This is a genomic window from Mycobacterium sp. NGS61, from assembly GCF_059812325.1.
On the sequence record NZ_JCALCL010000006.1, the window covers coordinates 112,821 to 136,819 of the forward strand.

Below are 23,999 nucleotides of genomic sequence, written 5' to 3' on the forward strand. Positions count from 1 at the left end.
TCTTCAGGGCAGCTCGAACGGCAACGGAACGCCGGCATGCCGGCGACAGTGCGTGCAGGTACGTTCACCCGCGACCCGGCTGATCGCCGCGCGCACCAGCCCTTTGAACTTCGGGATGTTCTTCTCGAATTCAGCGAACACGTCGATGCCTCTGACGCCCTCCCCCACCTCGACTCCGGCGTCGACATCGGTGATCAAGGCGATTGCGGCATAACATAATTCGAGTTCGCGAGCCAGTATCGCCTCCGGATACCCGGTCATGTTGATCAGTCCGAACCCGGCCGCGGCGAACCACCGGCTCTCCGCGCGGGTGGAAAATCGGGGGCCTTGGATGACCACCATGGTGCCGCCGTCGACGACATCGCCCAGCCCGGTGATTGCAGTCCGCAACGACGGACAGTACGGGTCGGCGAAGCTGGTGTGCACCCCGCCGGAGTCGAAGTAGGTGTCCGCCCGCCCACTGGTCCGGTCCACCAACTGATCAGGCACCACCACCGTGCCCGGCCCAACCTCGGGCTGCAGGCTGCCGACCGCGCAGGGGGCGAACACCCGCCGCACGCCGAGGGCACGCAGCGCCCACATGTTGGCCCGGTACGGCACGGTGTGCGGCGAGAACTCGTGCTTGGCACCGTGCCGGGGCAGAAAGGCGACGTCGTGCTCGCCGACGGCGCCGATCGTGATCGGCGCGCTGGGACTGCCCCATGGCGTGTCGGGAGACACCGTCCGGGTGCGGGACTCGAAAAACGTGTAGAAGCCGGTGCCACCGATCACTCCGAGCATCCGCCCATTGTCACGTATAGGGCAGGATCAGTTGGTGGCCACATTTGCGCAATGGGTGTCCGGTGCTCGCCCGCGGACGTTGCCGAACGCGGTGGCGCCCGTGATCGCCGGCACCGGCGCGGCGGCCTGGTTGCACGCGGCGGTGTGGTGGAAAGCGTTGCTGGCGCTCGGTGTCGCGATTCCGTTCATCGTGGGCGTGAACTACGCCAACGACTATTCCGACGGCATCCGCGGCACCGACGACGAGCGGGCCGGGCCGATGCGCCTGGTGGGTTCGCGGCTGGCCGCGCCGCGAGCGGTCGCCACCGCGGCGCTGGTCAGCCTGTTCCTGGGGTGTGTGTCCGGCCTGGTGCTGGCGCTGGTCAGTGGGCCCTGGCTGATCGGGGTCGGTATCGCCTGCGTCGCCGGCGCCTGGTTGTACACCGGGGGCGCCAAACCGTACGGCTACTCAGGGTTGGGCGAGGCCGCGGTTTTCGTGTTCTTCGGCCTGACCGCGGTGCTCGGCACCCAGTACACCCAGGCGTTGCGGATCGACTGGGTGGGGCTGGTGCTGGCCGTGGGGATCGGGGCGCTGTCGTCGTCGGTGCTGGTGGCCAACAATCTGCGCGACATACCCACCGACACCGTGTCCGGCAAGATCACGCTGGCGGTCCGCCTGGGCGACAGCCGCACCCGGGTGCTCTACCACGCCCTGCTGGCCGGCACCGCGGTGCTGACGCTGGTGCTGATGATCGCGACACCGTGGTGTGCCGCGGGCTTGGTCGCGACGCCGCTGGCGCTGCGCGCCGATCGCCCGGTGCGCTCGGGGCGTGGCGGGCCGGAGCTGATTCCGGTACTGCGCGACACCGGCCTGGCCATGGTGGTGTGGGCGACCGCGGTGGCCGCGGCGCTGACACTGGCCAGCTGAGAACGTGTTGACGACCCGGATGCGCGCCCCGCACCGACGCGCCTAGAGTCGATCAGGCTTGGGGGATTCGAGACTGCCCGGAAGGACGAAGATGTCTGAGATCGCCTCGGTCACCGGACCCAAGAAGATCGGCCTGCTCAGCGTGGGGGCCTACCGCCCCCAACGCGTCGTCACCAACGACGAGATCTGCCAGAACATCGACTCGTCCGACGAATGGATCTATGCCCGGACCGGCATCAAGACGCGACGCTTCGCTGCCGACCACGAGTCCGCGACCTCGATGGCGATCGAAGCCAGCCGGGAAGCACTCGCCCGGGCCGAGGTGGACGGTTCCGACATCGACGGCGTGATCGTGGCCACCAACACCCACTTCCTGCAGACGCCGGCCGCCGCACCCGCGGTCGCCACGGCGCTGGGCGCCAAGGGTGTGCCCGGATTCGACCTGTCGGTGGGATGTGCGGGTTTCGGTTACGCGCTCGGCGTCGCCGCGGACATGATCCGCGGCGGCAGCGCCCGCAAGATGCTGGTGGTGGGCACCGAGAAACTGTCCCCGACGGTCGACATGCTCGATCGCAGCAACTGTTTCATCTTCGCCGACGGCGCCGCGTCGGTGGTGGTGGGTGAGACGCCCGAGCAGGGCATCGGGCCGGCCGTCTGGGGCAGTGACGGGGAACAGGCCAACGCCATCCGTCAGGACATCGACTGGATCACCTACACGGAGAACCCGACCGGACCCCGCCCGTTTCTGCGGATGGAGGGCACCGCCGTGTTCCGGTGGGCCGCGTTCGAGATGGGCAAGGTCGGCCGGCAGGCGATGGACGCCGCAGGAGTGCGGTCCGATGAGATCGACGTCTTCATCCCGCACCAAGCCAACAGCAGGATCAACGAGCTGCTGGCCAAGAACATGCAGCTGCGCCCGGACGCCGTCGTCGCCAACGACATCGAGCACACCGGCAACACCTCGGCGGCCTCGATTCCGCTGGCGATGCACGAGCTGTTGGCGACCGGCGCGGCCAAGGGTGGTGACCTGGCCCTGCTGATCGGCTACGGCGCCGGTCTGAGCTATGCCGCGCAGGTGGTGCGGATGCCGACGGGCTGAAGCCCGGCGCTCATGTCCCGCCGCCGGCCTGCCGTTCAGGCTCCGGATCGGGGTCCCGGCCCGCGGGCGCCTCGCCGCGCAGCCGGGCCTGCAACTGCGCGCGTTCGGTGCGCCGCCGCTCGCCTGTGACCTCGAGGACCCCGGCGGCGCGCCGGCGCAGCGGGCTGAACAGCCACATGCCCAGCGGCATCGCGACGACCAGCCCGAACAGGCCGGCGACGGCGAGCGGGAAGTCGTTCACACCGAGCAGCCGCGCAACCGCGTAGATCGCTGCGCTGACCACCACCGCCAGCAGCAGCCTCGCCGCCGCATAGAGGAGGACGTCGACGACGCCGCGTTGATTCTCCGGACCCTGAACCGTCTTGTCACTGGGCGCTTCTGACACATCTTGAGCCTAGCCACCGGCCGGTCGCGGGTATATTCGCTCTACAGGAGGTGTCGAGTGCTTTACCTGCTCGTCGTCCTGATTCTCGGGACGTTGATCTATCTGGGGTTGCGTGCGGCGAAGTCGCAGACGAGCCGGCCGAAGAGCCGGGTCATCGGGCCCGACGACGATCCCGAATTCCTGCGCCGACTGGGCGAGAACAAGCCTCGCTGAGCGGGTCAGACGAAGTTCGGGTTCGCCCGCCGCTGATCACCCGGAAATCCATCGGCGACGGCCGCCGCGAGCTCGGCCAGCGCCTCGCGGGTCTCCCGCTTCAACCGATCCAGGTTGATCTCGGCGCCCTCCTCGAGGTGCGGGTCGAACGGCACCACCCGCACCGCCCGGCAGCGCCGCGCGAAGTGGTCGACCACCTTCTGCATATCGACCTTGCCCGACCGCGACCGCACCGCGTTGATGACCGCGATCGAGTTGCGCACCAGGTCTTCGTGGCCGTGCGCCTCCAGCCAGTCCAGCGTCGCCGAGGCACTGCGGGCGCCGTCGATGGAACCCGAAGCGACCACGATCAGCACGTCGGCCTTGGCCAGGATCGCCGACATCGTGGAGTGCAGCAACCCGGTCCCGCAGTCGGTGAGCACCAGGCCGTAGAAGCGGTCCAAGATGTCCAGGGTTCGGGTGTAGTCGTCGCCGCTGAATGCCTCCGAAACGGTCGGATCGCTGTCGGAGGCAAGCACTTCCAGCCCGCTCTCGTTCTGCGAGGTGTAGCCGCGGACGTCGCTGTAGCGCTCGATGCTCTCCGCGTCGCGCAGCAGATGCCGCACCGTGGCCGGGGTGTCCAGCGGGAGCTTCTGGCTCAACGTGCCGCGGTCGGGGTTGGCGTCCACCGCGACCACCCGGTCACCGCGGATCGACGCGAACGTGGAGCCCAGGGTCGCGGTGATCGTGGTCTTGCCGACCCCGCCTTTCAGCGACAGCACCGCGATGCGGTAGCTGCCCCGCAGTGGCCGGTTGATCTGGGCCACCAGGTTGTGGTGCCGCATCGCTCGGGGACTCTCCCCGAGGTTGATCAGCTGACCGGACATGACGTACAGCGCTCGGCGCCAGCCCTCCGAAGGTGGCGGCTTGACCGGTCGCAGCAGCACGGTGGTGGACAGCTCCGGATACGGCGTCTGGGGCAGCGGCTCCGGGCGGAACTGCGGCCGTTCCCGTGTGCCGGCGTCGTCGGGCGGGCCGGGGTAGTAGGCGCCGTAGGCCGTCGGGTCCACCCGGGTGATGCCGGTGACCGGGCCCGTCGTCGGCCCGGCTTCCCACTGCGGACGGCCGTGGGGCAGTTCGACCGGTTGGGGCGGCGGCGTCATGCTGGCCGAACCGACGGTGCTGTCGCTGGCCGCCGATCCCCGCCGCTCGGTGCGGAAACCGGCGAAGGCCCGCGTCGGTGCACCGTGTTCGGCGGGCGGCACGGCAGGCAACTGCGTCGTCGGCTGATCTGAACCGGCATTCTGGCCTGCGCCGTCCGCCGAATAGACCTGCGGCGCCCCCACGGCCGGTGTTGGATGTTCTGACACTGCACTCCCCCTCTTGCCCGCTTGCTCGGGTCGGTAGCCGTCGGTCAGCCGACACCCGCGTACGAGTGCAGGCCGACGGTCACCAGGTTAACGAAGAACAGATTGAAGACCATCGCGACGAACCCCGCGACGTTGACCCACGCCGCCTTACGGTCCCGCCAACCCGCCGTTGACCTGGCATGTAGGTAGGCCGCGTAGATCACCCATGCGATGAACGACACTGTTTCCTTGGGGTCCCAGCCCCAGTACCGGCCCCAGGCCTCTTCCGCCCAGATCGCGCCGAAGATGACCCCGAACCCGAACACCGGGAAGGCGAAGATCGTGGTCCGGTAGGCGATGCGGTCCAGGGTCTGGGCGTCGGGGAAGCGCTGCGTCAGCTGCGCCAGCCGGCCCTCGGTCTCGGGGTCCCCGAAGCGCGAGGTCCGCAGCAGGAACAGGATGCTGCAGATGCCGGCGACCAGGAATACCCCGGAGCCCAGGCTGACCACCGAGACGTGAATGGGCAGCCAGTAGGACTGCAACGCCGGCATGACCGGTGCGGCGTTGGTGTAGAGCCAGCGCCCGGACACCGTGAGCAGGATCAGGATCGGCAGCAGCAGGAAGACCCACAGCGGACGGTACTGCGGGCGGCGCAGCACCACCGCGCCGGCGACCAGACCGCACATGCAGGTGAGGTTGATGAATTCGTACATGTTGCCCCAGGGCACCCGCATGGTGGCCAGTCCCCGCAGCACGATGCAGGCGAGCAGCAGTCCGCAACCGAGGTACAGCACGGACAACCCGGCGCGACCCACGCGTTCGTCGAACGGGCGTTGCGGGGCATCCGCGACGACGCCGGGCGTCGCGCTGTCGGTGCTGACGCCGCCGGCGGCGACCGGCTCAAGTTTGCGGGCCCGGACGTAGGCGAGCTCGTAGGCCAGCAACAGCAGCGCCACGACCAGTGCGACCACCGCCGAGGTGAACGCCCAGTCGGAATAGCGGGCCAGGCCGAGGTCGATGTGCTGGGTGTTCATGTGAGGTTCCTTCCGGCCTTACTGGGAATGCCGGCCGGCACACCGGATCCGCCCAAACCGGCCAATAATCGCTCGGTGAGGCGCTCGAACTCGTCGCCCCAGCCGGAGTTGTCGGTCCGTGCCAGACCGCCCAGTTCGACGTTCACGGTACTGGGCCGGTCGCTGTCCGGCGTGAGTCGAACCCACACCCGGCGCCGGCGCACCAGCAGCGATACCAACAGTCCGGCCATCATGCTGATCGCGAACACCAGCACCCAGGCCTGTCCGGGGTCGTGCGACACCTGCAGGTTGACGAACGGTACCGCGCCGTCGAAACGCACGACGGTGCCCGCGGCCGGGCCCTGATCGATGCGGACCTGATCCCCGGCGCGCAGATTGACCCGCTTCTCCCTGGTCAACCTGCCCTGTTCGATCAGCCGGGGGTCCAGGGTGAACAACGACTGCGGCCGCCCGGTGTCCAGCCCGGTGTCGCCGCGGTAGATGTCGATGGCCACCGCCGGGTCGTTGAGCGCCGGGAAGCGCGACGACAGCAGGGCGCCGTCGAGCTGTTCGGTGGGCGCCAGCAGGCCCTGGATCGCGATCTGGTGTTGGCGCCGCTCCTGGGCGGTGGGGTAGCTGCCGGCCGGCGGGTCGACGCGGGCCACGCCCGACGAGAGCAGCGTCTGCGGGTTGTCAGGTCGCCATTGCACGGTGGAGGTGCGGGTCTGACCGTCGGGGAAGGTGACGGTGAAGGTCGGCGCGTAACCGTGGCCCTGCAGGTAGACCCGGTCCCCGCCGACGCGCAGCGGGTGGTTGACCTCCAGCCGGTAGGGCCGCCAGGTGTTGGCGTCGAGGTCGGCCCCGGCTTGGTAGGCGATGTCCGCGGCGAACGAGGTGGCCTGCCCCGACGGCAGATAGTGCGCCTGAAAGTTGTTGACCCGCAGGCAGATCGGATTCAGCGAGGTGCCGTCGACGGTGTTGCCGGCACGGAACGAATCGAACGCGGCCGGCGACGCCGAGCAGAACCCCGGACCACCGTCGGCGATGACGATCACGTTGCCCTCGTAACCGAACAGCTTGCCGACGGCGACCGCCACCAGCAGGCCCAGCAGCGAGAAGTGGAACACCAGGTTGCCGAATTCGCGCAGGTACCCCTTTTCGGCGGCGATCTCGACGGTGTCAGCGCGGTGCCTGACCGCTGTGCGCCAGCCCCGCAGCCGGGCCTCGATGGCGGTGGCCAGCGCGTCGACCTCCGCCGGTCCGGTGGTCAGCTCCTGCTCAGCGTGCTTGGGCAGCCGGGCGAGGTTGCGCGGCGCGGCCACCGGTTCGGCGCGCAGGCTGCGGGCGTGCTCGAAGATTCGCGGGGTGAGGCAGCCGACCAGCGAGATGAACAGCAACACGTAGATGGCGGTGAACCAGAAACTGGAGAACACGTCGAAGGCCTGCAGCTCGTTGAGCCACGGCCCGATCATCGGGTGGGTGTGCAGATACTCCTCGACCTTGCCGGCGTTGAGGCTGCGCTGCGGTAGCAGCGCCCCGGGTATCGCGGCCAGCGCGAGCAGGAAGAGCAGCACCAGCGCGGTGCCCATCGATGTCAGGGAGCGCCAGGTGTTGCGCGCCCTCGCCGCAAGTCCCGTGAGCATCAGATCGGCAACCTCACGTCGGACACAAAAGCGTCGCGCAGCCAGGACACGAAGTCGTTCCACACCCCGGTGACCAGCGCGAAGCCCACCGAGATCAGCAGCACGCCACCGAATATCTGGATCGCCCGGCTGTGCCGGCGCAGCCAGCCCAGCGCGGTCACCGCTTTGGCCGACCCCACTGCCAGCAGCACGAACGGCACGCCCAGCCCCAGGCAGTAAGCGATCACCAGCGCGACACCGCGCGCCACGTTCGCGCCGTCGGTGGCGGAGGCCACGGTGATCACCCCGGTCAGCGTCGGCCCCAGGCAGGGCGTCCAGCCCAGTGCGAACACCGCGCCGAGCAGCGGCGCACCGGCCACCGTCGTCCACTGTCCGGGGCTGAACCTGGCCTGTTGCTGCAGCGCCGGGATGAGCCCGACGAAGACGAGTCCCATCACGATGGTGAGCACGCCGCCGACGCGCTGCAGCACCAGCTGGTTGTCGATCAACGCGGTGGTCATGCCCAGGACCGCGACGGTGCCCAGCACGAAGATCGTGGTGAACCCGGCGACGAAGAGCAGGGCGGACCCGGCGACCCGCCAGCGCGCCGCCGGCGGGGCCTTGAGGGTGCCGGGTTGCTCGTCGGAGACCCCGACCACCGCCGCCAGATACGACAGGTAGCCCGGTACCAGCGGCACCACGCACGGCGACGCGAACGACACCAGCCCGGCCAGCATGCAGACCCCGAGGGCCACCACCAGGGGCCCGGCGGCAGCGAGGTGGGCGAAGCCGGTCACTGCGGTCCCGACGTCCCGGGTGGCGTCTCGGCGGCGATCCGCTGCACCACCGGTTGCAGGTCCTCGGCCAGCAGTTCGCGCAGGAACACCGCGGCGACCCGGTGCCGGCGGTCCAGCACCAGGGTGGACGGGATGACCGTGGTCGGGTACTTGCCGCCGAACGCGATCAGGGTGCGCATCGGCGGGTCGTAGATCGACGGGAACGTCACATGCCGGTCGCTGACGAAGTCCTGGGCCGCCTGGCGGCTGTTGTCACGCACGTCGATGCCCAGGAAGGACACCCCGGCTGCGCGGGTGGCGTCGTAGACCCGCTGCAGTTGGGTGATCTCGGCCCGGCACGGCCCGCACCACTGGCCCCACACGTTGACGACGACGACGTTGCCGGGAAAGTCGTCCAGTGACACGGTGCGTGCCGGGTCGGTGAGGCTGGGCCCGGACAGCGGGCCCGGCCGGCCGCGGGTGTCCGGCGGGTCGTAGAAGATGTCTGTCTTGCCGCCCGGGGACACGAACTCGAATGTGCCGCCCTGGGCAACCGCGTCCTTCCCGGCCGAACAACCCGTGAGAAACCCGGTCAGCAGTGTTACGGCGACAAGCCACCGGGTCATCCGGCTGCCGGCTCCGAGTACTCCACGTCGACCAGCCGATCGCCGTCGTAGACCAGTGTCGTCACCGACGCCAGCCCGCATTCCCGACGCCGCGGGTCGTGCCAGAGCCGCTGGCCGGTCACGTGCAGGCGCAGCGTCCACACCGGCAGCTGGTGGCTCACGCACACCACCTCGTGCCCGGCGCCCCGCACCCGCGCCTTGTCGGCCGCACTGGACATCCGGCTGGCGACCTCGACGTACGGCTCGCCCCACGACGGTCGGAGCGGGTTGCGGAGTTGCCACCAGTACCGCGGGTTACGCCAGGCACCGTCGCCGGGTCCCATCGGCTTGCCCTCGAAGAAGTTCTCCGACTCGATCAGGTCGGGGTCGGTGTCCACCGGCAGGTTGTGCCGCGCGGCGATGGGCGCGGCGGTCTCCTGTGCCCGCTGCAGCGGCGAGGCGATCACGGCGACGACGTCGCGGTCGGCCAGGAAATCCGCCACCGCCGCTGCCTGCGCGACCCCGTTGTCCGACAGCCGGAAACCGGGCAGCCGGCCGTAGAGGATGCCGGTCGGATTGTGCACCTCACCGTGACGCACCACGTGCACGCGGGTTTCCTCGGCCATCAGGGCTGGTCCTCCTGTGCGGCCGCGGCGGCCGCTGCGGGTAGGGCTGCGGCGATCCGGTCGAAAGCGTCGTCATCGAGCGCCGCCGATACGAACCACGCCTCGAATGCGCTGCACGGCGGGTAGACCCCGGCGTCGAGCAGGGCATGGAAGAACGCCGGATAGCGCCACGTCTGGCTAGCGCGCGCGGACGCGAAATCCGTCACCGGCGCGTCGGAGAAGAACACACTCAACATGTTGCCGGCACGCGGAATGCGATGTGGCACACCAGCATTGGTCAGTGATTCGGTCAACAGCGCGGCCAGGCGGTCGGCGTTCGCGTCCAGGGCGGCGTACACCGCGTCATCGGCCGCCCGCAACGTCGCCAGCCCGGCGGCCATCGCCACCGGGTTACCCGACAGCGTGCCGGCCTGGTACACCGGGCCCAGCGGGGCGAGTCGCTCCATCACCTCGACCCGGCCCCCGAACGCGGCGGCGGGCAGCCCGCCGCTCATCACCTTGCCGAACGTGAACAGGTCGGCATCGACGGGATCGATTCCGTACCAACCACTTCGGCTGACCCGGAACCCCGTCATCACCTCGTCCACGATCAGCAGCGCACCGTGCGCTGCGGTGATTCGTCGCAGGGCGGCGTTGTAGCCGGGTGCGGGTGGGACGACGCCCATGTTGCCGGGGCTGGCTTCGGTGATCACCGCGGCGATCTGCTCGCCGGCCTGCGCGAAGACCTGCTCGACAGCGTCGATATCGTTGTAGGGCAACACAATTGTGTCGGCCGCGGCCGCGCCGGTGACCCCCGGCGAGGACGGCAGGCCCAGGGTGGCCACGCCCGAACCCGCGTCGGCCAGCAACGCGTCGGCGTGCCCGTGGTAACAGCCGGAGAACTTCACGATCTTGGGCCGACCCGTGAAGCCGCGCGCCAACCGGATCGCGCTCATGGTGGCCTCGGTACCGGAGTTCACCAACCGGAGGCGCTGCACCGGGGCGACCCGCCCGATGATCTCGGCGGCCAGTTCAGTCTCGGCCGGGGTCGGCGCCCCGAACGACAGGCCGTCGGCGGCGGCCTTGACCACCGCGTCGACGACCGCGGGGTGTGCATGCCCGAGGATCATCGGCCCCCACGAGCAGACCAGGTCGATGTAGGTGTTGGCGTCGGCGTCGGTGAGCCGGCAGCCGTGCGCCTGGGTGATGAACCGGGGGGTGCCGCCCACCGCGGTGAACGCCCGCACCGGGGAGTTCACTCCGCCGGGGATCACCGCGCAGGCGTCGGAGAACAGCTGTGCGGACGCGCGCGTGCGCGCCGTTGCCTGGTCAGTCCCCATGCTGACTAGTGTCCCAGCCGCCGCCCCCCGATCAACTACAGGGTGTAGAAGATCACGGCGGGTTGATGTGCGCCGGGCTCGGCGAGTTGGATGGCGATCATGCGATTCCCTCAACGCCTGGCCCGGATCAACCGGTACGTCACCAACCCCGTACAGCGTCTGTGGGCAGGCTGGCTGCCCCCGTTCGCCATCATCGAACACGTCGGACGGCGCTCCGGAAAGCCCTACCGCACCCCGGTCAACGCGTTTTACACCAACGTCGACGGCCGGCCCGGCCTGGCCGTTCCGCTGGCATACGGACCCGACCGGGACTGGCTGAAGAACATCAAGGCCGCCGGCGGTGCGCAGGTGCGCCGCAACGCCAAGACCTTCCGGGTGAGCGAACCGCGGGTGGTCGGCAAGGACGAGGCGGCCCGGCACGTGAACGGGGTCTGGCGCTCGGTTTTCCCCGCACTGCCGTTCGAGGAAGTGTTGCTGCTCGACCGCACCGGGTCTTGATGCGCATTGTCTCGATCCTCGAACGGCCGGTAGCCCTGCAGGGTGCGCCGGCCAACGCGGTGGTCAACTTCGCCGGCCACACCGTGTCGCTGGTGGCGCTAATTGCCGAGCGGGACGGCAGGCGCACCGTCGGGGTGGCCTTCAACTCGATCGGGCGGTTCGCGCAGGGCGGGATCCTGCGGGACCGGCTGATCCCGCGAGTGCTGGCCGCGCCGTCGGAGACGCTGCTGGACGGCGCGGGCCTGCTCGACCCGGCCGCGGTGCTGGCGTGCGCGCTGCGCGACGAGAAGCCGGGTGGCCATGGGGACCGGGCGACCGCAGCCGCCGCGCTGGAACTGGCGTGCTGGGACCTCACCGCCAAGCTGAACGACGAGCCTGCCTACGCGACCATCGCACGTCATGTCGGTCGGGAACCGGTCCGCTCGGTCGCGGTGTATGCCGCCGGCGGGTACTACCACCCGGACGCCGGCCTGGACGGACTGCGGGCGGAGGTGGGTTCGTATCTGGACCTCGGGTACGACGCGGTGAAGATGAAGATCGGCGGGGCGGACGTGCCGGGCGACCTGGCGCGCATCGAAGCCGTCATCGACGCGGTCGGCCGGGGCGACCGGGTCGCGGTGGACGCCAACGGCCGTTTCGACCGGGCCGCGGCGACCCGGTGGGCCACCGCGTTGGCGTCCTACGGGCTGCGCTGGTTCGAGGAGCCCGGCGATCCGCTGGATTTCGAGCTCAACCATGCGGTGACCGATTGTTACGACGGCGCGGTGGCCACCGGGGAGAACCTGTTCTCGGTGCCCGATGTGGTCAACCTGGTCCGCTACGGCGGCATGCGGGCGGGACGGGACATCTTCCAGATGGATGCCGGCCTGAGCTACGGGTTGGGTGAATACACCCGCATGCTCGCGGTTCTCGAGACGCACGGGTTCGACCGCAGGTTCGCCTATCCACACGGCGGGCACCTGATCAACCTGCACATCGCGGCCGGGCTCGGTCTGGGCGGGTGTGAGGCCTACCCCGGGGTGTTCCAGCCGTTCGGCGGCTACTCGCCGGGTTGTGCGTTGGCAGACGGCCGGATCTCACCCACCGACGCACCGGGCTTCGGGCTGGAGGAAAAACCCGGCCTGTCCGGACTGATCGAGGAGCTGGTCGGATGAAGGTCGCGGTAATCGGTTGCGGTGCAATGGGTTCGATCTACGCGACCAGATTGGCCGCGGCGGGTAACGACGTCACGGTGATCGACAGCTACCAACCCGGCATCGACGTCATCGCCCGGCACGGACTGCGGGTCACCGGTCCCGGTTACGACCGGACTGTGCAGCTGCGGGCCGCCACCGTCGCACCGGACGAGCCCATGGACCTGATCGTGCTGGCCGTCAAGGCCGCGGACGTGACAACGGGTGCGCGACAAGCACTTTCGATGCTCGACGGCGCCACCCCGGTGCTGACCATCCAGAACGGCCTGGGTTCGGCCGACACGGTGGCGGACATCGTCGGCGAGCAACGGGTCGCGGTCGGGATCGCCAGCGGGTTCGGAGCGGCCCGGGTCGCACCCGGACACGTCCACCACAATGCCATGCGCGCCATGCGTTTCGGCGCGTACTCGTCACTGCCCCATCAAACGGTCGCGGCCGTCGCGCAGGTGTGGAGCGACGCCGGCTTCGACGCGGCCGCGGTCACCGACATCGCCGCGATGCAGTGGGAGAAGCTGATCTGCAACGTCGCCTACAGTGCGCCGTGTGCGTTGACCGGCATGACCGTCGGGCAGGTGATGGACGACGCCGAGATGGGACCAGTCAGCCGGGCCGCGGCCATCGAAGCGTGGGCGGTGGCCCGAGCCTCCGGCATCGCGATCGACGTCGAGGATCCCGTCGCGCACATCCGCGACTTCGGCGCGGGCATGCCTGATGCGAAACCGTCTGCGTTGCTGGACCATGAGGCCCGTCGGGTCTCCGAGATCGACGTCATCAACGGGGCGGTGCCGCGCCACGGCGCGCGGGTCGGCGTCGAGGCACCGGTCAACGCCACGCTGACCGCCGTGGTCAAGGCGGTCGAAAAGCGTTGGGGCTAAGCCCTGCGACGGCCCGACCGCTGCACCGCGCAGTACAACCCGAGCACCACCATCCACGACAACAGGCTCAGCCACAGTTGGGTACGGGCCTCGTGATCGAACGCCATCTGCACCAGCACCGCCACGATCCCGGCCAGGGTGAGCACCGACAGCACTGGGAAGAACCACATCCTGACCCGCAACTGCTCGTCCGGCGTACGACGCCGAAGCACGATCTGCGACAACGCAATCAGCAGGTAGACGAATAAGATGATGGCGCCCGAGGAGTTGAGCAGGAACAGGAACACGGTGTCGGGCGCCAGCCAGGCCATCAGCACACACAGAAAGCCCACCACTGAGGACCCGATGATCGCGATGTGCGGCACGCCGCGCCGGCTGATCCTGACCAGCTGGGCCGGCGCCTCGTTGCGGTCGGCCAGCACGAACAGCATGCGCGACGCGGTATACAGGCCCGAGTTCAGGCAGGACAGCACCGCGGTGAGCACCACGGCGTTCATGATCTGGTCCGCGCCGGGAATGCCGATGTGCTTCAGCGCCGCCACATAGGGTGATGCACCCAATTCCACTGAGTTCCACGGCATTACCACGACGAGCAGGAAAACCGAACCGACGAAGAAGAACGCGATGCGCAGCACCACCGAATTCGTCGCCCGGGCCACAGCGCGCTCGGGTTCCCGGCTTTCGGCCGCGGCGATGGTGACGACCTCGGCGCCCACCATGGAAAAGATCACCACCACGATGGCCGCGAAGACGGCCCCGACACCGTGCGGAAAGAAACCGCCGTGCGCGGTCAGGTTGGCAAAGCCGGTGTGCCGACCCGGCAGCCAGCCGAACGCGAACGCCGTCCCCAGACCCAGGAAGATCACGATGGTCGCGACTTTGATTCCGGCGAACCAGAATTCGAACTCGCCGAACGACGACACCGAGAACAGGTTGGTCGCGGTCATCAACAGCATCAGGCCCAGCGACGACAACCACAGCGGTAGCGAGAACCAGTAGTTGAGCACCTTGCCGCCGGCGACCGCCTCGAAGCCCACCACGATCACCCAGAAATACCAATACAGCCAGCCCACCGAAAACCCGGCCCAACCCCCGAGTGCCGTTGTCGCATAGTCGGCGAACGAGCCGGTCGACGGGTTCGCGGTGGCCATCTCACCCAGCATCCGCATCACCAGGATGATCAGCAGACCGCAGATCGCGTAGGTCAGGAACGCAGCCGGTCCGGTCTTGTGGATCACCACACCGGAACCGACGAACAGCCCCGCCCCGATCACCCCGCCGATGGCAATCATGTTCAGCTGGCGTTGCGACAACCCTTGGCGCAGCTGCGTGGTGCCGCTCATGGCGTCTAACGACAGCACATCCCGCTGTGAATCGCGAGCCCGGACGGCGGTGGATCAAGGCAGTGTCACGAGTGTCTTCCAATACGGCGTGGCACGGGCGTCAAACTCCGGTTGTCCCGGCATCATTGACGATCGTGGCCGACCTGACCCGCCGTACGGTGCTGCGCATGGGCGCCGGCGCCAGCCTCGGAGCGGCCGGTGCGTGGGCGCTCGGCGCCCTGGCCGACCCGGCCAGCACCGTGGCCGCACCGGCCGCGCCCGCTCCGTTCGATCCCCCGACGGCGGGCAAGACCCTGCCGACCAAACTGACCGGTTCGTTCGTGTCGGCGGCGCGCGGCGGCATCAAGACCAACTGGGTCATCGCCATGCCGCCGGGGCAGACCAAGATGCTGCGGCCGGTGATCGCGTTGCACGGCAAGGACAGCGACGCGAACATGATGCTGGACTGCGGTGTCGAGGACGCGCTGGCCCAGCTGGTCGCCGACGGCAAACCGCCGTTCGCGGTGGTGGGCGTCGACGGGGGCCCCAGCAGTTACTGGCATCGGCGCTCCAACGGCGAGGACGCCGGCACCATGGTGCTCGAGGAGCTGCTGCCGATGCTGACCTCGATGGGCATGGACACCTCGCGGGTCGGATTCCTGGGCTGGTCGATGGGCGGGTACGGCGCGCTGCTGCTGGGCGCCCGGCTGGGTCCGGCCCGCACCGCCGGGATCTGCGCGATCAGCCCGGCGCTGTACCTGTCCTACCTCGGCGCCGCACCCGGCGCGTTCGACAGCATCGACGACTGGAACCGCAACACCGTGTTCGGCTTGCCGGTGCTGAACTCGATTCCCATTCGGGTCGACTGCGGGATCGGCGACCGGTTCTTCTTCTCCAGCAGCCAATTCGTCAGCCAGCTCAAGAAGAAGCCGGCGGGCAGCTTCTCCCCCGGCGGTCACGACGTCGACTACTGGCGCGCGCAGTTGCCGGCCGAGCTGGCCTGGATGGCGACCTGACGTATGGCAGTCACCGCGGAGCAGCGCATCCCCCGGGCTGCGTTCCGTCCGGACATCGAAGGCCTGCGCGCCATCGCGGTCGTCGCCGTGGTCCTCTATCACGCCGGCGTGCCGGGCATCGGCGGCGGCTACATCGGTGTCGACGTCTTCTTCGTCATCTCCGGCTTCCTGATCACCGGGCTGTTGTGGCGTGAGGTCGCGACCACGAAAACCGTTGCACTCGGCGGCTTTTACGCTGCCCGGGCGCGTCGGCTGCTGCCGGCCGCGGCGACGGTAGGGGTGGTCACCGCGGTGGTGGCCGCCATCGTGCTGCCGCCGCTGCAGGCCCGACGGGTGTTCGTCGACGGCATCGCCAGCATGCTGTACGTCGGCAACTACCGATTCGCCGCGCAAGGCACCGACTACATGGGCGCCGACCTGCCGTCGCCGTTCCAGCACTACTGGTCGTTGGGCGTGGAGGAGCAGTTCTATCTGGTGTGGCCGGCGCTCATCATCGGCACGGCGTGGCTGGTCGGCCGGTTGCGCCGGGACACCTCGAGCGCGGCACCGTATGCGGTGCTGCTGGGCGTGGTCGGCGCGGCGTCGTTGACGGCCGCGGTGATCTGGACGCACAGCTCGCCGCCGTGGGCGTTCTTCTCGCTGCCCACCCGCGCCTGGGAACTGGCCGCCGGCGGGCTGGTCGCACTCACCATCGACCAGTGGCGGCGGCTGCCGTTGGTGCCGGCGACGGTCGCCGGGTGGGGCGGGCTGGCGCTGATCCTGCTGACCTGCACCCAGTTGGGTCCGCACACCCCCTACCCCGGCACCTCGGCGCTGTTGCCGGTGCTGGGCACCGCGCTGGTGATCGGAAGCGGTTCGGTCACCGGCGGCATGGGGGTGGGACGGGTGCTGTGCCCGCCGGTGATGCGGGCGATCGGGCGGGTGTCGTACTCGTGGTACCTCTGGCACTGGCCGGTGTTGCTGCTGCTGCCGGCGCTGCTCGGCGATCCCGGCGGGCTGCCCGGCCGGTTGGCGGCGACGACGGTGTCCGCGGGCCTGGCGGTGATCACCATGCATGCGGTGGAAAACCCCGGTCGCTTCGCCGCGGCGCTGCGGCGCTCTGCACGGGTCAGCCTGGCCGTGGCCGGTGCCGCCAGCGCGGTAGCGGCGTGCGCGTGCGCGGTGTTGCTGACGGCGGTGCCGGCGCCGGTGGGTCACGGGACCGCGGCGCCGCAGGCGAAAATCGAGGCGCTGCCGCCGGCGCCTGACCCGCAGCTCAGTCCGCAGGAGGCGGCGGTGCGCCAAGCGTTCGCCCAGGCCCGCGCGGCACTCGCCGCCTCGGCGGGTCTGCGGGCGGTGCCGTCGAACTTGGACCCGACGTTGGCGGCGGCGCCGGGCGATAAGGCGCCGGTGTTCGTCAACGGGTGCATGCGGTCCTGGCGCGAGGTGGGTCAGAGCGAGTGCGCCTCGGCGGACACCGCGTCGCCGACCACGGTGGCGCTGATTGGTGACTCGCACGCGGCGATGTGGAATCCGGCGTGGGAGCAGGTGGCCGGACAACGGCACTGGCGGCTGGAAACGCTGACCAAGGTCACCTGCCCGTTTCTGGACCTGCCGATCGTCAGCCCCTACCTGGGCCGCAAGTACACCGAGTGCGAGCAGTGGCGCGCGCAGATCGTGGACCGATTGCGGGCCAAGCCACCGAAGCTGGTGGTGCTGAGCATGAGTCGGCGCTACCACGGCGACTTCAGCTTCGCCTCGTACGACCCGGCGTGGATCGACAAGTTGGGGGCCATCGTCGCCTACCTGCGCGGCATGGGTTCCACGGTGCTGGTGCTGGGGCCGGTCGCCGATCCGCAATCGTCGGCTCCGACCTGCCTGTCGGCCCACCTCGACGACGCCGGCGCCTGCGCACCGATGCGCTCGGTGGCGGTCGACGGCGACGGTATTGCCGCCGAGCAACGGGTGACCACCGCGGCGGGCGGCTCTTACGCCGACCTGACCGACCTGTTCTGCACGCCGGAACGCTGCCCGATGATCGTCGGCAACACCCTGGTGTTCCGGGACGACAATCACGTCACCACCGAGTACGCCCAGCTGTTGTCACCCGTCATCGGCGCCTTGGCCGACCACGCGTTGCCCGGTGCCTGAATCGCGTCGATTTCGTAGCGACACCGTTGCCGAATGAACCACGATGCGCCGACGAACGTGGTACGAATATAAGGGTTTTGGAGGTTTGAGATGAGTCCGATGTTGATGGTGCTGGTTACGGCAGCTGCGCCAGTCGCCGGGCTCGGTGTCTGGCAATTACAGACTCGCCTCGAACGTTGGGATTACGAGCGGCACGCAGAGGATTAGAGCCGCAACGGTTTTGGGTCAGCGTTAGGGGCTCGGTCGGCGCCCCGTGCCTTCCGGGCCCCGGAGCATCTCGAGGGACAGAAATGTCATCGGGCCCTTGTCTTCGAACTTGTCCGCAACCTTGCCGGAGATGCCGCCCTCGACCGCGAGTTCGCTGATCAGATCCAGCTTGAGTTGGGCAGTGCCCTCGGTGAAGTCGAGGTCGGCCAGGTCGACCCACACGATGTTGGGGCGGGTGGTGGATTCGTAGATGTAGCGCTTAGTGGTCAGATCGAGCACGACCTGCCAGATGGTCTGCGAGGCATCCGGTTTGCCCGGATCCGGGATGCGGAAAGGTTGCGCTGCATTGCGGATAACCGAGAACATGGCCGCGACGGCATCGACCTGGCTGTCCGGGGCGGGCAACCGCTCGAGGTAGTAGCTCGCGCGCGCGAACCGGTCACGGGCGTCGGTACTGCCGGGCAGTGGGAGGTCACCGCCCAGACCCGTGAACGATTTCACCAGCTCGAGTTGCTGATCGAAGGTCGGTGAATTGGTCATCACCCGGTAGTCCTTCGAGTGGTACACCTGCGCGTGGCCGTCGATGTATTCGATGATCGCCGAGTCGCCGGCGGCGTCGTCGAGGGCCAGATGCAAGCCGGGGCGTTTGCCGCCGGTGGGGTCGTCCATCTGCACCACTTGTACGTCGGTCTCGGTGATCCACGCGGTGGCCTCTGCGACGGTAGCGAAGTTGTCCAGGAAGTACTGCAGCCAAATTGCCTGCCCGAGCTGCGTGCGCGAATCGTCCGGCTCCCCATAGCTGGATTCGGCGAGCCACAGAATGTGTCCCGCCAGACCCGCTTCGTTCATACCGTCCACGGAGGTGATGTCGTAGGCGGTGGCTACGACACTGCCGTACTTCGATGTCCAGGTGAGTTTCCCGGCCACTGTGTCGTCACGTCGTACGCCGCGCGGTTGCTTCCACAGGTTGGTCATCAGGTCTGTGTGAAAGTCCATGTTCCGGCCTACCAAAACCAAGTGGCCGGTCTTGTCGCCGGTGTCCGGCCAGAGGACTCGTGTGCACACGTGACGCCGCCTTCTTCGATTCGTTGTTGTATCGACTACGTTTCTGAAACCTTGCCGCCGAACTCATCCCACACCAGGCGATAGATCGTATTTACCAGCTGTGCCTTCCGGACGGCCGGGCCCACACCGGTGACCTAGTCGCTGCGATCTCGGGGCGACACCTGAACCCGTTACGGATAGAAACGACGGGACGACGAGCGGCACTCGGAGGACTAGTGCGTCGTTGAGGACTGCGGTCAGCCTCCCCCGGAAGTCCAAAAGGCCCAACTCGCCGGGCGAGCTGAACGTACGGTTGACAACGATGTCGTACCTGCTGGTCGCCCCCGACGCTCTAGCGGGTGCCGTGGGGAATCTGGCGGAGATCCAGTCCGCCCTGCATGGCGCACATTCCAGCGCCTCGCTTCGAATTCTCAGTGTCACCGCCGCCGCCCAGGACGAAGTATCGGCGGCCGTCGCCGAACTGTTCAGCTCCTTCGGCCAGACTTATCAACAGGCGAACACGCAGGTCGCGCGGTTTCATCAGCACATCGCTGACGCGTTCGCGGCCAGTGGCGTCACGTACGCCGGCGCCGAGGCCGCCAACGTTGATGTGTTGGGGACGTTGAATTCACAGGCTGAGGCGTTGTTTGGCCGTGCGTTGATCGGCGACGGGGCCGACGGCACGGCGGCTAGTCCGAATGGACAGGCCGGGGGTCTGCTGTACGGCAACGGCGGTGCCGGATACAGCCCCACCGGCGGCGCAGTGAGCCAAGCCGGCGGCGCCGGGGGTTCCGCCGGGTTGATCGGTACCGGTGGCGCCGGCGGCCGGGGCTGGCTGGGCGGCGCCGGTGGGAGCGGCGGCCACGGCGGTTACCTGTTCGGCCACGGCGGAGCCGGCGGCGCCGGTGGCGACGCCGCACCGGGCAGCCCCGGCTTCAACGGCGCCAACGGTGCCACGGGCGGGGCCGGCGGCCGGCCGGGACTGTTCGGGGACGGCGGGACCGGTGGTCACGGTGGCCGGGGCGGTGCCGCCGGCGGCTCGGACAACATGTCCCGCGTCGGCGTTGCCGGCGGCAGCGGTGGCGTCGGTGGAGCCGGCGGGGCGGGTGGATTCCTCTACGGCACAAGCGGCGCCGGTGGCACCGGTGGGACCGGCGGCGATGGCAACGCCACTGCCGGAGGTCTGCACGGCGGGCTGGGCGGGGCAGGTGGCGTCGGCGGCGTGGCAGGAATGTTCGGGGCGGGTGGAATCGGCGGGACCGGCGGGACTGGTGGGACCTCCGGTCTGTCCAGCGCAGGTGCCGGTGGCACCGGCGGCGCCGGAGGCACCGCAGCGTTCCTCGTCGGAACCGGCGGGCAGGGCGGGGCCGGCGGCGCCGGTGCGAGCGCCAACCTGTATGGCGGCTACGGCGACGGCGGGGCTGGCGGAGGCGGTGGCAACGGCGGCGCTGGGAGCTGGGTGTACGGCACTGGTGGCGCTGGCGGAGCCGGCGGCGTAGGCGGTGACACCTACCAGGCCGGCCATTCCGGCGGCAACGGCGGCAACGCCGGAAACGGCGGAGCGGCCCGGCTTTTCGGCGACGGCGGGATCGCCGGGCAGGGTGGCACCGGGGGGCGTGGCACGCCCGCCGACACCGCCCTCGGGCCGGGCACCGCCGGGCTGGGCGGACTCGACGGTCTCGCCGGAGCCGGCGGCCTGATCTACGGCACCTCCGGCGCCCAAGCCGGTTCCTGGATCGCCCAGCACGACGTGTTGGGGACGTTGAACACTCGGGCGCAGGAGCTGTTCGGGCGTGGGCTGATCGGGGACGGCGCCGACGGGACGGCGGCCAGTCCGAATGGTCAGGCCGGGGGTCTGCTGTACGGCAACGGCGGTGCCGGATACAGCCCCACGGGCGGCGCAGTGAGCCAAGCCGGCGGCGCCGGGGGTTCCGCCGGCCTGATCGGTACCGGTGGCGCCGGCGGCCGGGGCTGGCTGGGCGGCGCCGGTGGGAGCGGCGGCCACGGCGGTTACCTGTTCGGCCACGGCGGAGCCGGCGGCGCCGGTGGCGACGCCGCACCGGGCAGCCCCGGCTTCAACGGCGCCAACGGTGGCACGGGCGGGGCCGGCGGCCGGCCGGGACTGTTCGGGGACGGCGGGACCGGTGGTCACGGTGGCCGGGGCGGTGCCGCCGGCGGCTCGGACAACATGTCCCGCGTCGGCGTTGCCGGCGGCAGCGGCGGTACGGGCGGGGCCGGCGGCGGTGGCGGATTCCTCTACGGCAACGGCGGGACCGGCGGGGCGGGCGGGACCGGCGGGGACGGCAACGCCACTGCCGGAGGTCTGCACGGCGGGCTGGGCGGGGCAGGTGGTGTCGGCGGCGTCGCCTCGTTGTTCGGCGCCGGCGGGGGCGGTGGGACCGGCGGAAGCGGCGGCGGCTCCGGCCTGTCCAGTGCAGGTGCCGGTGGCACCGGTGGCACCGGTGGCACCGGCGCACTGCTGTTCGGGACCGGTGGACTGGGCGGGTCCGGCGGCGCCGGCGGCAGCGGAAACCCGCACGGCGGCTACGGCGACGGTGGTGCCGGCGGGGCCGGCGGGTACGGAGGCGATGGCGGCAGCCCCAACAGCGGCGGGGCCGGCGGAGTCGGCGGGACGGGCGGCAACACCTACCGGGCCGGTCATTCCGGCGGTAACGGCGGCAACGGCGGGAACGCCGGAAACGCGGGTTTGATCGGCAGCGGCGGACCCCCTGGCCGCGCCGGGTCCGGTGGGCCGGGCGGGCCGGGGGACGCCAACCATGATCCAGGCACTGCCGGACTCAGCGGACTCGACGGCCTGGCCGGCGGCGGCGGCCTGATCTACGGCTGACCCGCCCCGAGCCGGCCGCTTGGCTGCGCGGCGTCCCACGCGTCACTGCGCAATGGTCCGCCGATCCGCGTTCACCTGGCCAACTGATCCCGCACCAGCGGCGCGATCTTGCGCGCCATATACGCATGTCCCGTGTCGTTCGGGTGCACACCGTCGGTGCCGATCAGGTCCGGTCGATCCACGAACCAGCGGCGCTCGATCGGGTCGACGAACGCCGCCCCCGCGTCGCGTGCCGCCGCGTGCATGATGTCGCGGATCTGCAACACCGCACCGGGCACGTCGGCGGTCGGCCAGGGCGGGCCGATCACCAAAAACCGTGCCGCAGGCGCCAATCGGCGCGCGATGTCGAAGGTGACGCGGACCCGGTCGGCCAGCAGCCGTGGCTCCACACCCTGGTCGTTGCGGGAGCCGAAGAACGTCACCAGCACGTCGTCCGGCTTGACCGCCCGGGCCGTCAGGTCCGCGAAGACGCTGCCGCGGTTGCCGACCGTGCCGTAACCGGCGCGACCTTCGGCCGCCACGTCGGCGTCGATGCGCAGCCCGCGCTGGGCGAGCAGCTGCCAGGCGCGGCACGTCCACGATGTGGCGCCCAGGCCGCCCTCGTCGGTGCCAGTCGTGTACGAATCGCCGATCACCGCAATGCGGCTCGGGCGGAAATCGAAGCTCGTCAGACGCACCGGCTGCGCCGGACTGTGAACCGTCGCAGCGGCCAACAACGAGAGACCAATGATCCACGTGGCCAGCCGACCCACCACGACACGCCTCCAGGAAAACCGGCCACCTTCACGGGGCATCAGACTCCCCCGAGTTTAGGTCGCTCTGGATCCGAACCCGCGTCGAACGCGCGGTGTTTCCGGTCTCAATTGAGTCAGCGCACGGCGGCGCGCGCCGAAATGCTTTCCGGGGCAACGCTGATGGGATCGAGATTGGTACCGGGCGAATCGTCGGGTTCGTGCCCCGCCGGCGTGGGCCGCGCGTCGACCATCCGGCGCATCCAGCGGCGGGCCGGCTCTTCGACGAAGTGGTACAGCAGGATCGACAGTCCCACCGCGACGGCCAGCAGGCCGAAGATGTTCCAGCGCCATGGGCTGTCCGGCAGCCACGGGTGCAACCCGAAATTCACCACCGCCCACGTCCACGGGGTGTGCACCAATTCGTGCACCATGTACAGGCAGAACGAGATCTCGCCGCCGTACACCATCACCCGCGTCGACAGCAGCCACGGCAAGCTGCCGATGCCGACGGCCAGGGTGATCACCAGCGGAACGAACAACAGGTCGACCACCCCGCTACTGTCGTACACCCCGGTGATCGGGAACGCATCGAGCAGGTACAGGATCCCGACGATGGCCACCACGAGCAGCAGGGATAAGTACCCGGCGATGCGTCGCCCCCGCTCGGTCAGCCGCAGCCTGCGCACCGCGGCACAGGCGATCGCTCCGGCGGCGAACTGCGTGACGATCCGGGGCAGCCAACTCCAGGGGGTGTAGAACACGCCACTGGCCAACAACAACACCACCGGCGGCAGCGACGCCGCGACAGCCATCAGCATCAGGCCCCGCGCCCGCGTCGCGTGCTGGATGCGGAAGATCACCAGCACCAGGCCACCGAACAGCAGATACGCCAGCCATTCCGCGCTGATCGACCAGGCCGGCCCGTCCCAGCTGGATAGGTCGAAATACGGCTGAAACCAGAGCTGGACCAGCAGGACCTGCCGTACATAGCTGATCGCGGTGAGCCGGCCCACGTCGGGCATCGGCGTATGTCCGATGTGCAAGGTGAGAATGAACCACGCGGCGGCCAGGTGCAGGGTGACCAGATACACCGGCCACACCCGGGCCAGCCGCAGCCACAGGAAGTGCACCGTGGCGCGCAGCGAGAACGAGTGACCCATCCGGTCCAGGTAGTTCCAGGTCAACACGAATCCGCTCAGGATGAAGAACAGGTCCACACCCTGCGCGCCGCAATTGAGCACCGGGGCCAGATTTTCCCGCAGATCGGGCGACGCGTCGGCCACCATGGGCCGGAAGTGGAAGAGCACCACCCATAGGGAGGCGACGATGCGGAGTCCGGTCAGGGCCTTGATCTCGCCTTTGATCTGGCTCCTGAGTTCACCGCTTTGCACGAGGTTCTTTCCGCCTGGACTCCGCTGCCGGCCGGCAACCGGCCGCTGAGGCAGCCTAACAGCGGCGT

Annotated in this window: 22 protein-coding genes; 9 read left to right on the forward strand and 13 right to left on the reverse strand. The window is 69.5% G+C overall.

Going from position 1 to position 23,999, the window contains the following annotated elements; genetic code table 11:
• Positions 1-3: 3 nt before the first annotated feature.
• Positions 4-780, reverse strand: a complete 777-nt coding sequence (locus AC5Y3Z_RS14725; protein ID WP_463825690.1) for an S-methyl-5'-thioadenosine phosphorylase — start codon at positions 778-780, stop codon at positions 4-6.
• Positions 781-814: 34 nt separating this feature from the next.
• On the opposite strand from AC5Y3Z_RS14725, the gene AC5Y3Z_RS14730 reads away from it, so the two are divergent.
• Positions 815-1,687: a 1,4-dihydroxy-2-naphthoate polyprenyltransferase gene (locus AC5Y3Z_RS14730; protein ID WP_473139395.1), complete on the forward strand. Its 873-nt coding sequence runs from the start codon at positions 815-817 to the stop codon at positions 1,685-1,687.
• Positions 1,688-1,778: 91 nt separating this feature from the next.
• The gene (gene fabH / locus AC5Y3Z_RS14735; RefSeq protein ID WP_463825688.1) at positions 1,779-2,786 is read left to right on the forward strand and encodes a beta-ketoacyl-ACP synthase III; all 1,008 of its coding nucleotides are present in this window, start codon (positions 1,779-1,781) and stop codon (positions 2,784-2,786) included.
• 10 nt (positions 2,787-2,796) lie between these two features.
• Here fabH and AC5Y3Z_RS14740 read toward each other — a convergent pair whose 3' ends face one another.
• Positions 2,797-3,171, reverse strand: a complete 375-nt coding sequence (locus tag AC5Y3Z_RS14740; protein ID WP_473139396.1) for a DUF4229 domain-containing protein — start codon at positions 3,169-3,171, stop codon at positions 2,797-2,799.
• A gap of 57 nt (positions 3,172-3,228) precedes the next feature.
• Here AC5Y3Z_RS14740 and AC5Y3Z_RS14745 point away from each other — a divergent pair, with 57 nt between their 5' ends.
• A complete protein-coding gene (locus AC5Y3Z_RS14745; protein ID WP_463825686.1) occupies positions 3,229-3,384 on the forward strand; it encodes a hypothetical protein in 156 nt (51 codons plus the stop codon).
• A gap of 5 nt (positions 3,385-3,389) precedes the next feature.
• Here AC5Y3Z_RS14745 and AC5Y3Z_RS14750 read toward each other — a convergent pair whose 3' ends face one another.
• The 7 genes from AC5Y3Z_RS14750 to hemL all read right to left on the reverse strand — a co-directional run bounded on the left by AC5Y3Z_RS14750 (position 3,390) and on the right by hemL (position 10,673).
• Positions 3,390-4,709 carry a MinD/ParA family ATP-binding protein gene (locus AC5Y3Z_RS14750; protein WP_463825976.1) on the reverse strand — a complete coding sequence of 440 codons (1,320 nt, stop codon included), beginning with the start codon at positions 4,707-4,709 and terminating at the stop codon, positions 3,390-3,392.
• A gap of 68 nt (positions 4,710-4,777) precedes the next feature.
• The gene (gene ccsB / locus AC5Y3Z_RS14755; protein ID WP_463825685.1) at positions 4,778-5,746 is read right to left on the reverse strand and encodes a c-type cytochrome biogenesis protein CcsB; all 969 of its coding nucleotides are present in this window, start codon (positions 5,744-5,746) and stop codon (positions 4,778-4,780) included.
• Entirely contained in the window at positions 5,743-7,368 is a 1,626-nt protein-coding gene (resB, locus tag AC5Y3Z_RS14760) for a cytochrome c biogenesis protein ResB (RefSeq protein WP_473139397.1), read from the reverse strand. The genes ccsB and resB overlap by 4 nt, the downstream gene beginning before the upstream one ends.
• Positions 7,368-8,144 (reverse strand): cytochrome c biogenesis CcdA family protein, encoded by a 777-nt coding sequence (locus AC5Y3Z_RS14765; RefSeq protein WP_463825683.1) that lies wholly within the window; start codon positions 8,142-8,144, stop codon positions 7,368-7,370. The genes resB and AC5Y3Z_RS14765 overlap by 1 nt, the downstream gene beginning before the upstream one ends.
• Complete coding sequence (locus AC5Y3Z_RS14770; protein ID WP_473139398.1) at positions 8,141-8,749, reverse strand: TlpA disulfide reductase family protein; 609 nt, start codon at positions 8,747-8,749, stop codon at positions 8,141-8,143. The genes AC5Y3Z_RS14765 and AC5Y3Z_RS14770 overlap by 4 nt, the downstream gene beginning before the upstream one ends.
• Complete coding sequence (locus AC5Y3Z_RS14775; RefSeq protein WP_463825681.1) at positions 8,746-9,354, reverse strand: histidine phosphatase family protein; 609 nt, start codon at positions 9,352-9,354, stop codon at positions 8,746-8,748. The genes AC5Y3Z_RS14770 and AC5Y3Z_RS14775 overlap by 4 nt, the downstream gene beginning before the upstream one ends.
• The gene (gene hemL / locus AC5Y3Z_RS14780; RefSeq protein ID WP_473139399.1) at positions 9,354-10,673 is read right to left on the reverse strand and encodes a glutamate-1-semialdehyde 2,1-aminomutase; all 1,320 of its coding nucleotides are present in this window, start codon (positions 10,671-10,673) and stop codon (positions 9,354-9,356) included. Before hemL ends, AC5Y3Z_RS14775 begins: the two co-directional genes overlap by 1 nt.
• A gap of 99 nt (positions 10,674-10,772) precedes the next feature.
• Between hemL and AC5Y3Z_RS14785 the strand changes: the two genes are divergently transcribed.
• From AC5Y3Z_RS14785 to AC5Y3Z_RS14795, 3 genes are read left to right on the forward strand one after another with little or no spacing between them, the layout of a single operon-like run.
• Entirely contained in the window at positions 10,773-11,171 is a 399-nt protein-coding gene (locus AC5Y3Z_RS14785; RefSeq protein ID WP_463825679.1) for a nitroreductase family deazaflavin-dependent oxidoreductase, read from the forward strand.
• The gene (locus tag AC5Y3Z_RS14790; protein ID WP_473139400.1) at positions 11,171-12,325 is read left to right on the forward strand and encodes an enolase C-terminal domain-like protein; all 1,155 of its coding nucleotides are present in this window, start codon (positions 11,171-11,173) and stop codon (positions 12,323-12,325) included. Before AC5Y3Z_RS14785 ends, AC5Y3Z_RS14790 begins: the two co-directional genes overlap by 1 nt.
• Positions 12,322-13,239 (forward strand): ketopantoate reductase family protein, encoded by a 918-nt coding sequence (locus AC5Y3Z_RS14795; protein ID WP_473139401.1) that lies wholly within the window; start codon positions 12,322-12,324, stop codon positions 13,237-13,239. Before AC5Y3Z_RS14790 ends, AC5Y3Z_RS14795 begins: the two co-directional genes overlap by 4 nt.
• Here AC5Y3Z_RS14795 and AC5Y3Z_RS14800 read toward each other — a convergent pair.
• The gene (locus tag AC5Y3Z_RS14800) at positions 13,236-14,582 is read right to left on the reverse strand and encodes an amino acid permease (protein ID WP_473139402.1); all 1,347 of its coding nucleotides are present in this window, start codon (positions 14,580-14,582) and stop codon (positions 13,236-13,238) included. The two genes, AC5Y3Z_RS14795 and AC5Y3Z_RS14800, sit on opposite strands and share 4 nt — an antisense overlap.
• A 167-nt stretch (positions 14,583-14,749) precedes the next feature.
• On the opposite strand from AC5Y3Z_RS14800, the gene AC5Y3Z_RS14805 reads away from it, so the two are divergent.
• Together AC5Y3Z_RS14805 and AC5Y3Z_RS14810 are read left to right on the forward strand one after the other, a co-directional pair.
• Positions 14,750-15,577, forward strand: a complete 828-nt coding sequence (locus AC5Y3Z_RS14805; RefSeq protein ID WP_499917932.1) for an alpha/beta hydrolase — start codon at positions 14,750-14,752, stop codon at positions 15,575-15,577.
• A gap of 3 nt (positions 15,578-15,580) precedes the next feature.
• Positions 15,581-17,707, forward strand: a complete 2,127-nt coding sequence (locus tag AC5Y3Z_RS14810) for an acyltransferase family protein (RefSeq protein WP_473139403.1) — start codon at positions 15,581-15,583, stop codon at positions 17,705-17,707.
• Positions 17,708-17,938: 231 nt separating this feature from the next.
• Here AC5Y3Z_RS14810 and AC5Y3Z_RS14815 read toward each other — a convergent pair whose 3' ends face one another.
• Entirely contained in the window at positions 17,939-18,979 is a 1,041-nt protein-coding gene (locus AC5Y3Z_RS14815) for a linear amide C-N hydrolase (protein WP_473139404.1), read from the reverse strand.
• A gap of 301 nt (positions 18,980-19,280) precedes the next feature.
• Here AC5Y3Z_RS14815 and AC5Y3Z_RS14820 point away from each other — a divergent pair, with 301 nt between their 5' ends.
• A complete protein-coding gene (locus AC5Y3Z_RS14820; RefSeq protein WP_473139405.1) occupies positions 19,281-21,806 on the forward strand; it encodes a PE family protein in 2,526 nt (841 codons plus the stop codon).
• A 71-nt stretch (positions 21,807-21,877) separates the two neighbouring features.
• Here the strand turns inward: AC5Y3Z_RS14820 and AC5Y3Z_RS14825 are convergent, their stop codons facing one another.
• On the reverse strand, positions 21,878-22,558 hold the full coding sequence (locus AC5Y3Z_RS14825; RefSeq protein ID WP_473139505.1) for an Rv0518 family GDSL lipase: 681 nt from the start codon (positions 22,556-22,558) through the stop codon (positions 21,878-21,880).
• A 116-nt stretch (positions 22,559-22,674) separates the two neighbouring features.
• Positions 22,675-23,931, reverse strand: a complete 1,257-nt coding sequence (locus tag AC5Y3Z_RS14830; protein WP_473139406.1) for an acyltransferase family protein — start codon at positions 23,929-23,931, stop codon at positions 22,675-22,677.
• Positions 23,932-23,999: the final 68 nt, after the last annotated feature.

Bases quoted from the DNA above. Each gene is read 5' to 3' on its own strand.
- AC5Y3Z_RS14725 (WP_463825690.1), bottom strand. From the start codon at position 780: ATGCTCGGAGTGATCGGTGGCACCGGCTTCTACACGTTTTTCGAGTCC.
- fabH (WP_463825688.1), top strand. From the start codon at position 1,779: ATGTCTGAGATCGCCTCGGTCACCGGACCCAAGAAGATCGGCCTGCTC.
- ccsB (WP_463825685.1), bottom strand. From the start codon at position 5,746: ATGAACACCCAGCACATCGACCTCGGCCTGGCCCGCTATTCCGACTGG.
- resB (WP_473139397.1), bottom strand. From the start codon at position 7,368: ATGCTCACGGGACTTGCGGCGAGGGCGCGCAACACCTGGCGCTCCCTG.
- AC5Y3Z_RS14770 (WP_473139398.1), bottom strand. From the start codon at position 8,749: ATGACCCGGTGGCTTGTCGCCGTAACACTGCTGACCGGGTTTCTCACG.
- AC5Y3Z_RS14775 (WP_463825681.1), bottom strand. From the start codon at position 9,354: ATGGCCGAGGAAACCCGCGTGCACGTGGTGCGTCACGGTGAGGTGCAC.
- hemL (WP_473139399.1), bottom strand. From the start codon at position 10,673: ATGGGGACTGACCAGGCAACGGCGCGCACGCGCGCGTCCGCACAGCTG.
- AC5Y3Z_RS14785 (WP_463825679.1), top strand. From the start codon at position 10,773: ATGCGATTCCCTCAACGCCTGGCCCGGATCAACCGGTACGTCACCAAC.
- AC5Y3Z_RS14790 (WP_473139400.1), top strand. From the start codon at position 11,171: ATGCGCATTGTCTCGATCCTCGAACGGCCGGTAGCCCTGCAGGGTGCG.
- AC5Y3Z_RS14795 (WP_473139401.1), top strand. From the start codon at position 12,322: ATGAAGGTCGCGGTAATCGGTTGCGGTGCAATGGGTTCGATCTACGCG.
- AC5Y3Z_RS14800 (WP_473139402.1), bottom strand. From the start codon at position 14,582: ATGAGCGGCACCACGCAGCTGCGCCAAGGGTTGTCGCAACGCCAGCTG.
- AC5Y3Z_RS14805 (WP_499917932.1), top strand. From the start codon at position 14,750: ATGGGCGCCGGCGCCAGCCTCGGAGCGGCCGGTGCGTGGGCGCTCGGC.
- AC5Y3Z_RS14810 (WP_473139403.1), top strand. From the start codon at position 15,581: ATGGCAGTCACCGCGGAGCAGCGCATCCCCCGGGCTGCGTTCCGTCCG.
- AC5Y3Z_RS14820 (WP_473139405.1), top strand. From the start codon at position 19,281: ATGTCGTACCTGCTGGTCGCCCCCGACGCTCTAGCGGGTGCCGTGGGG.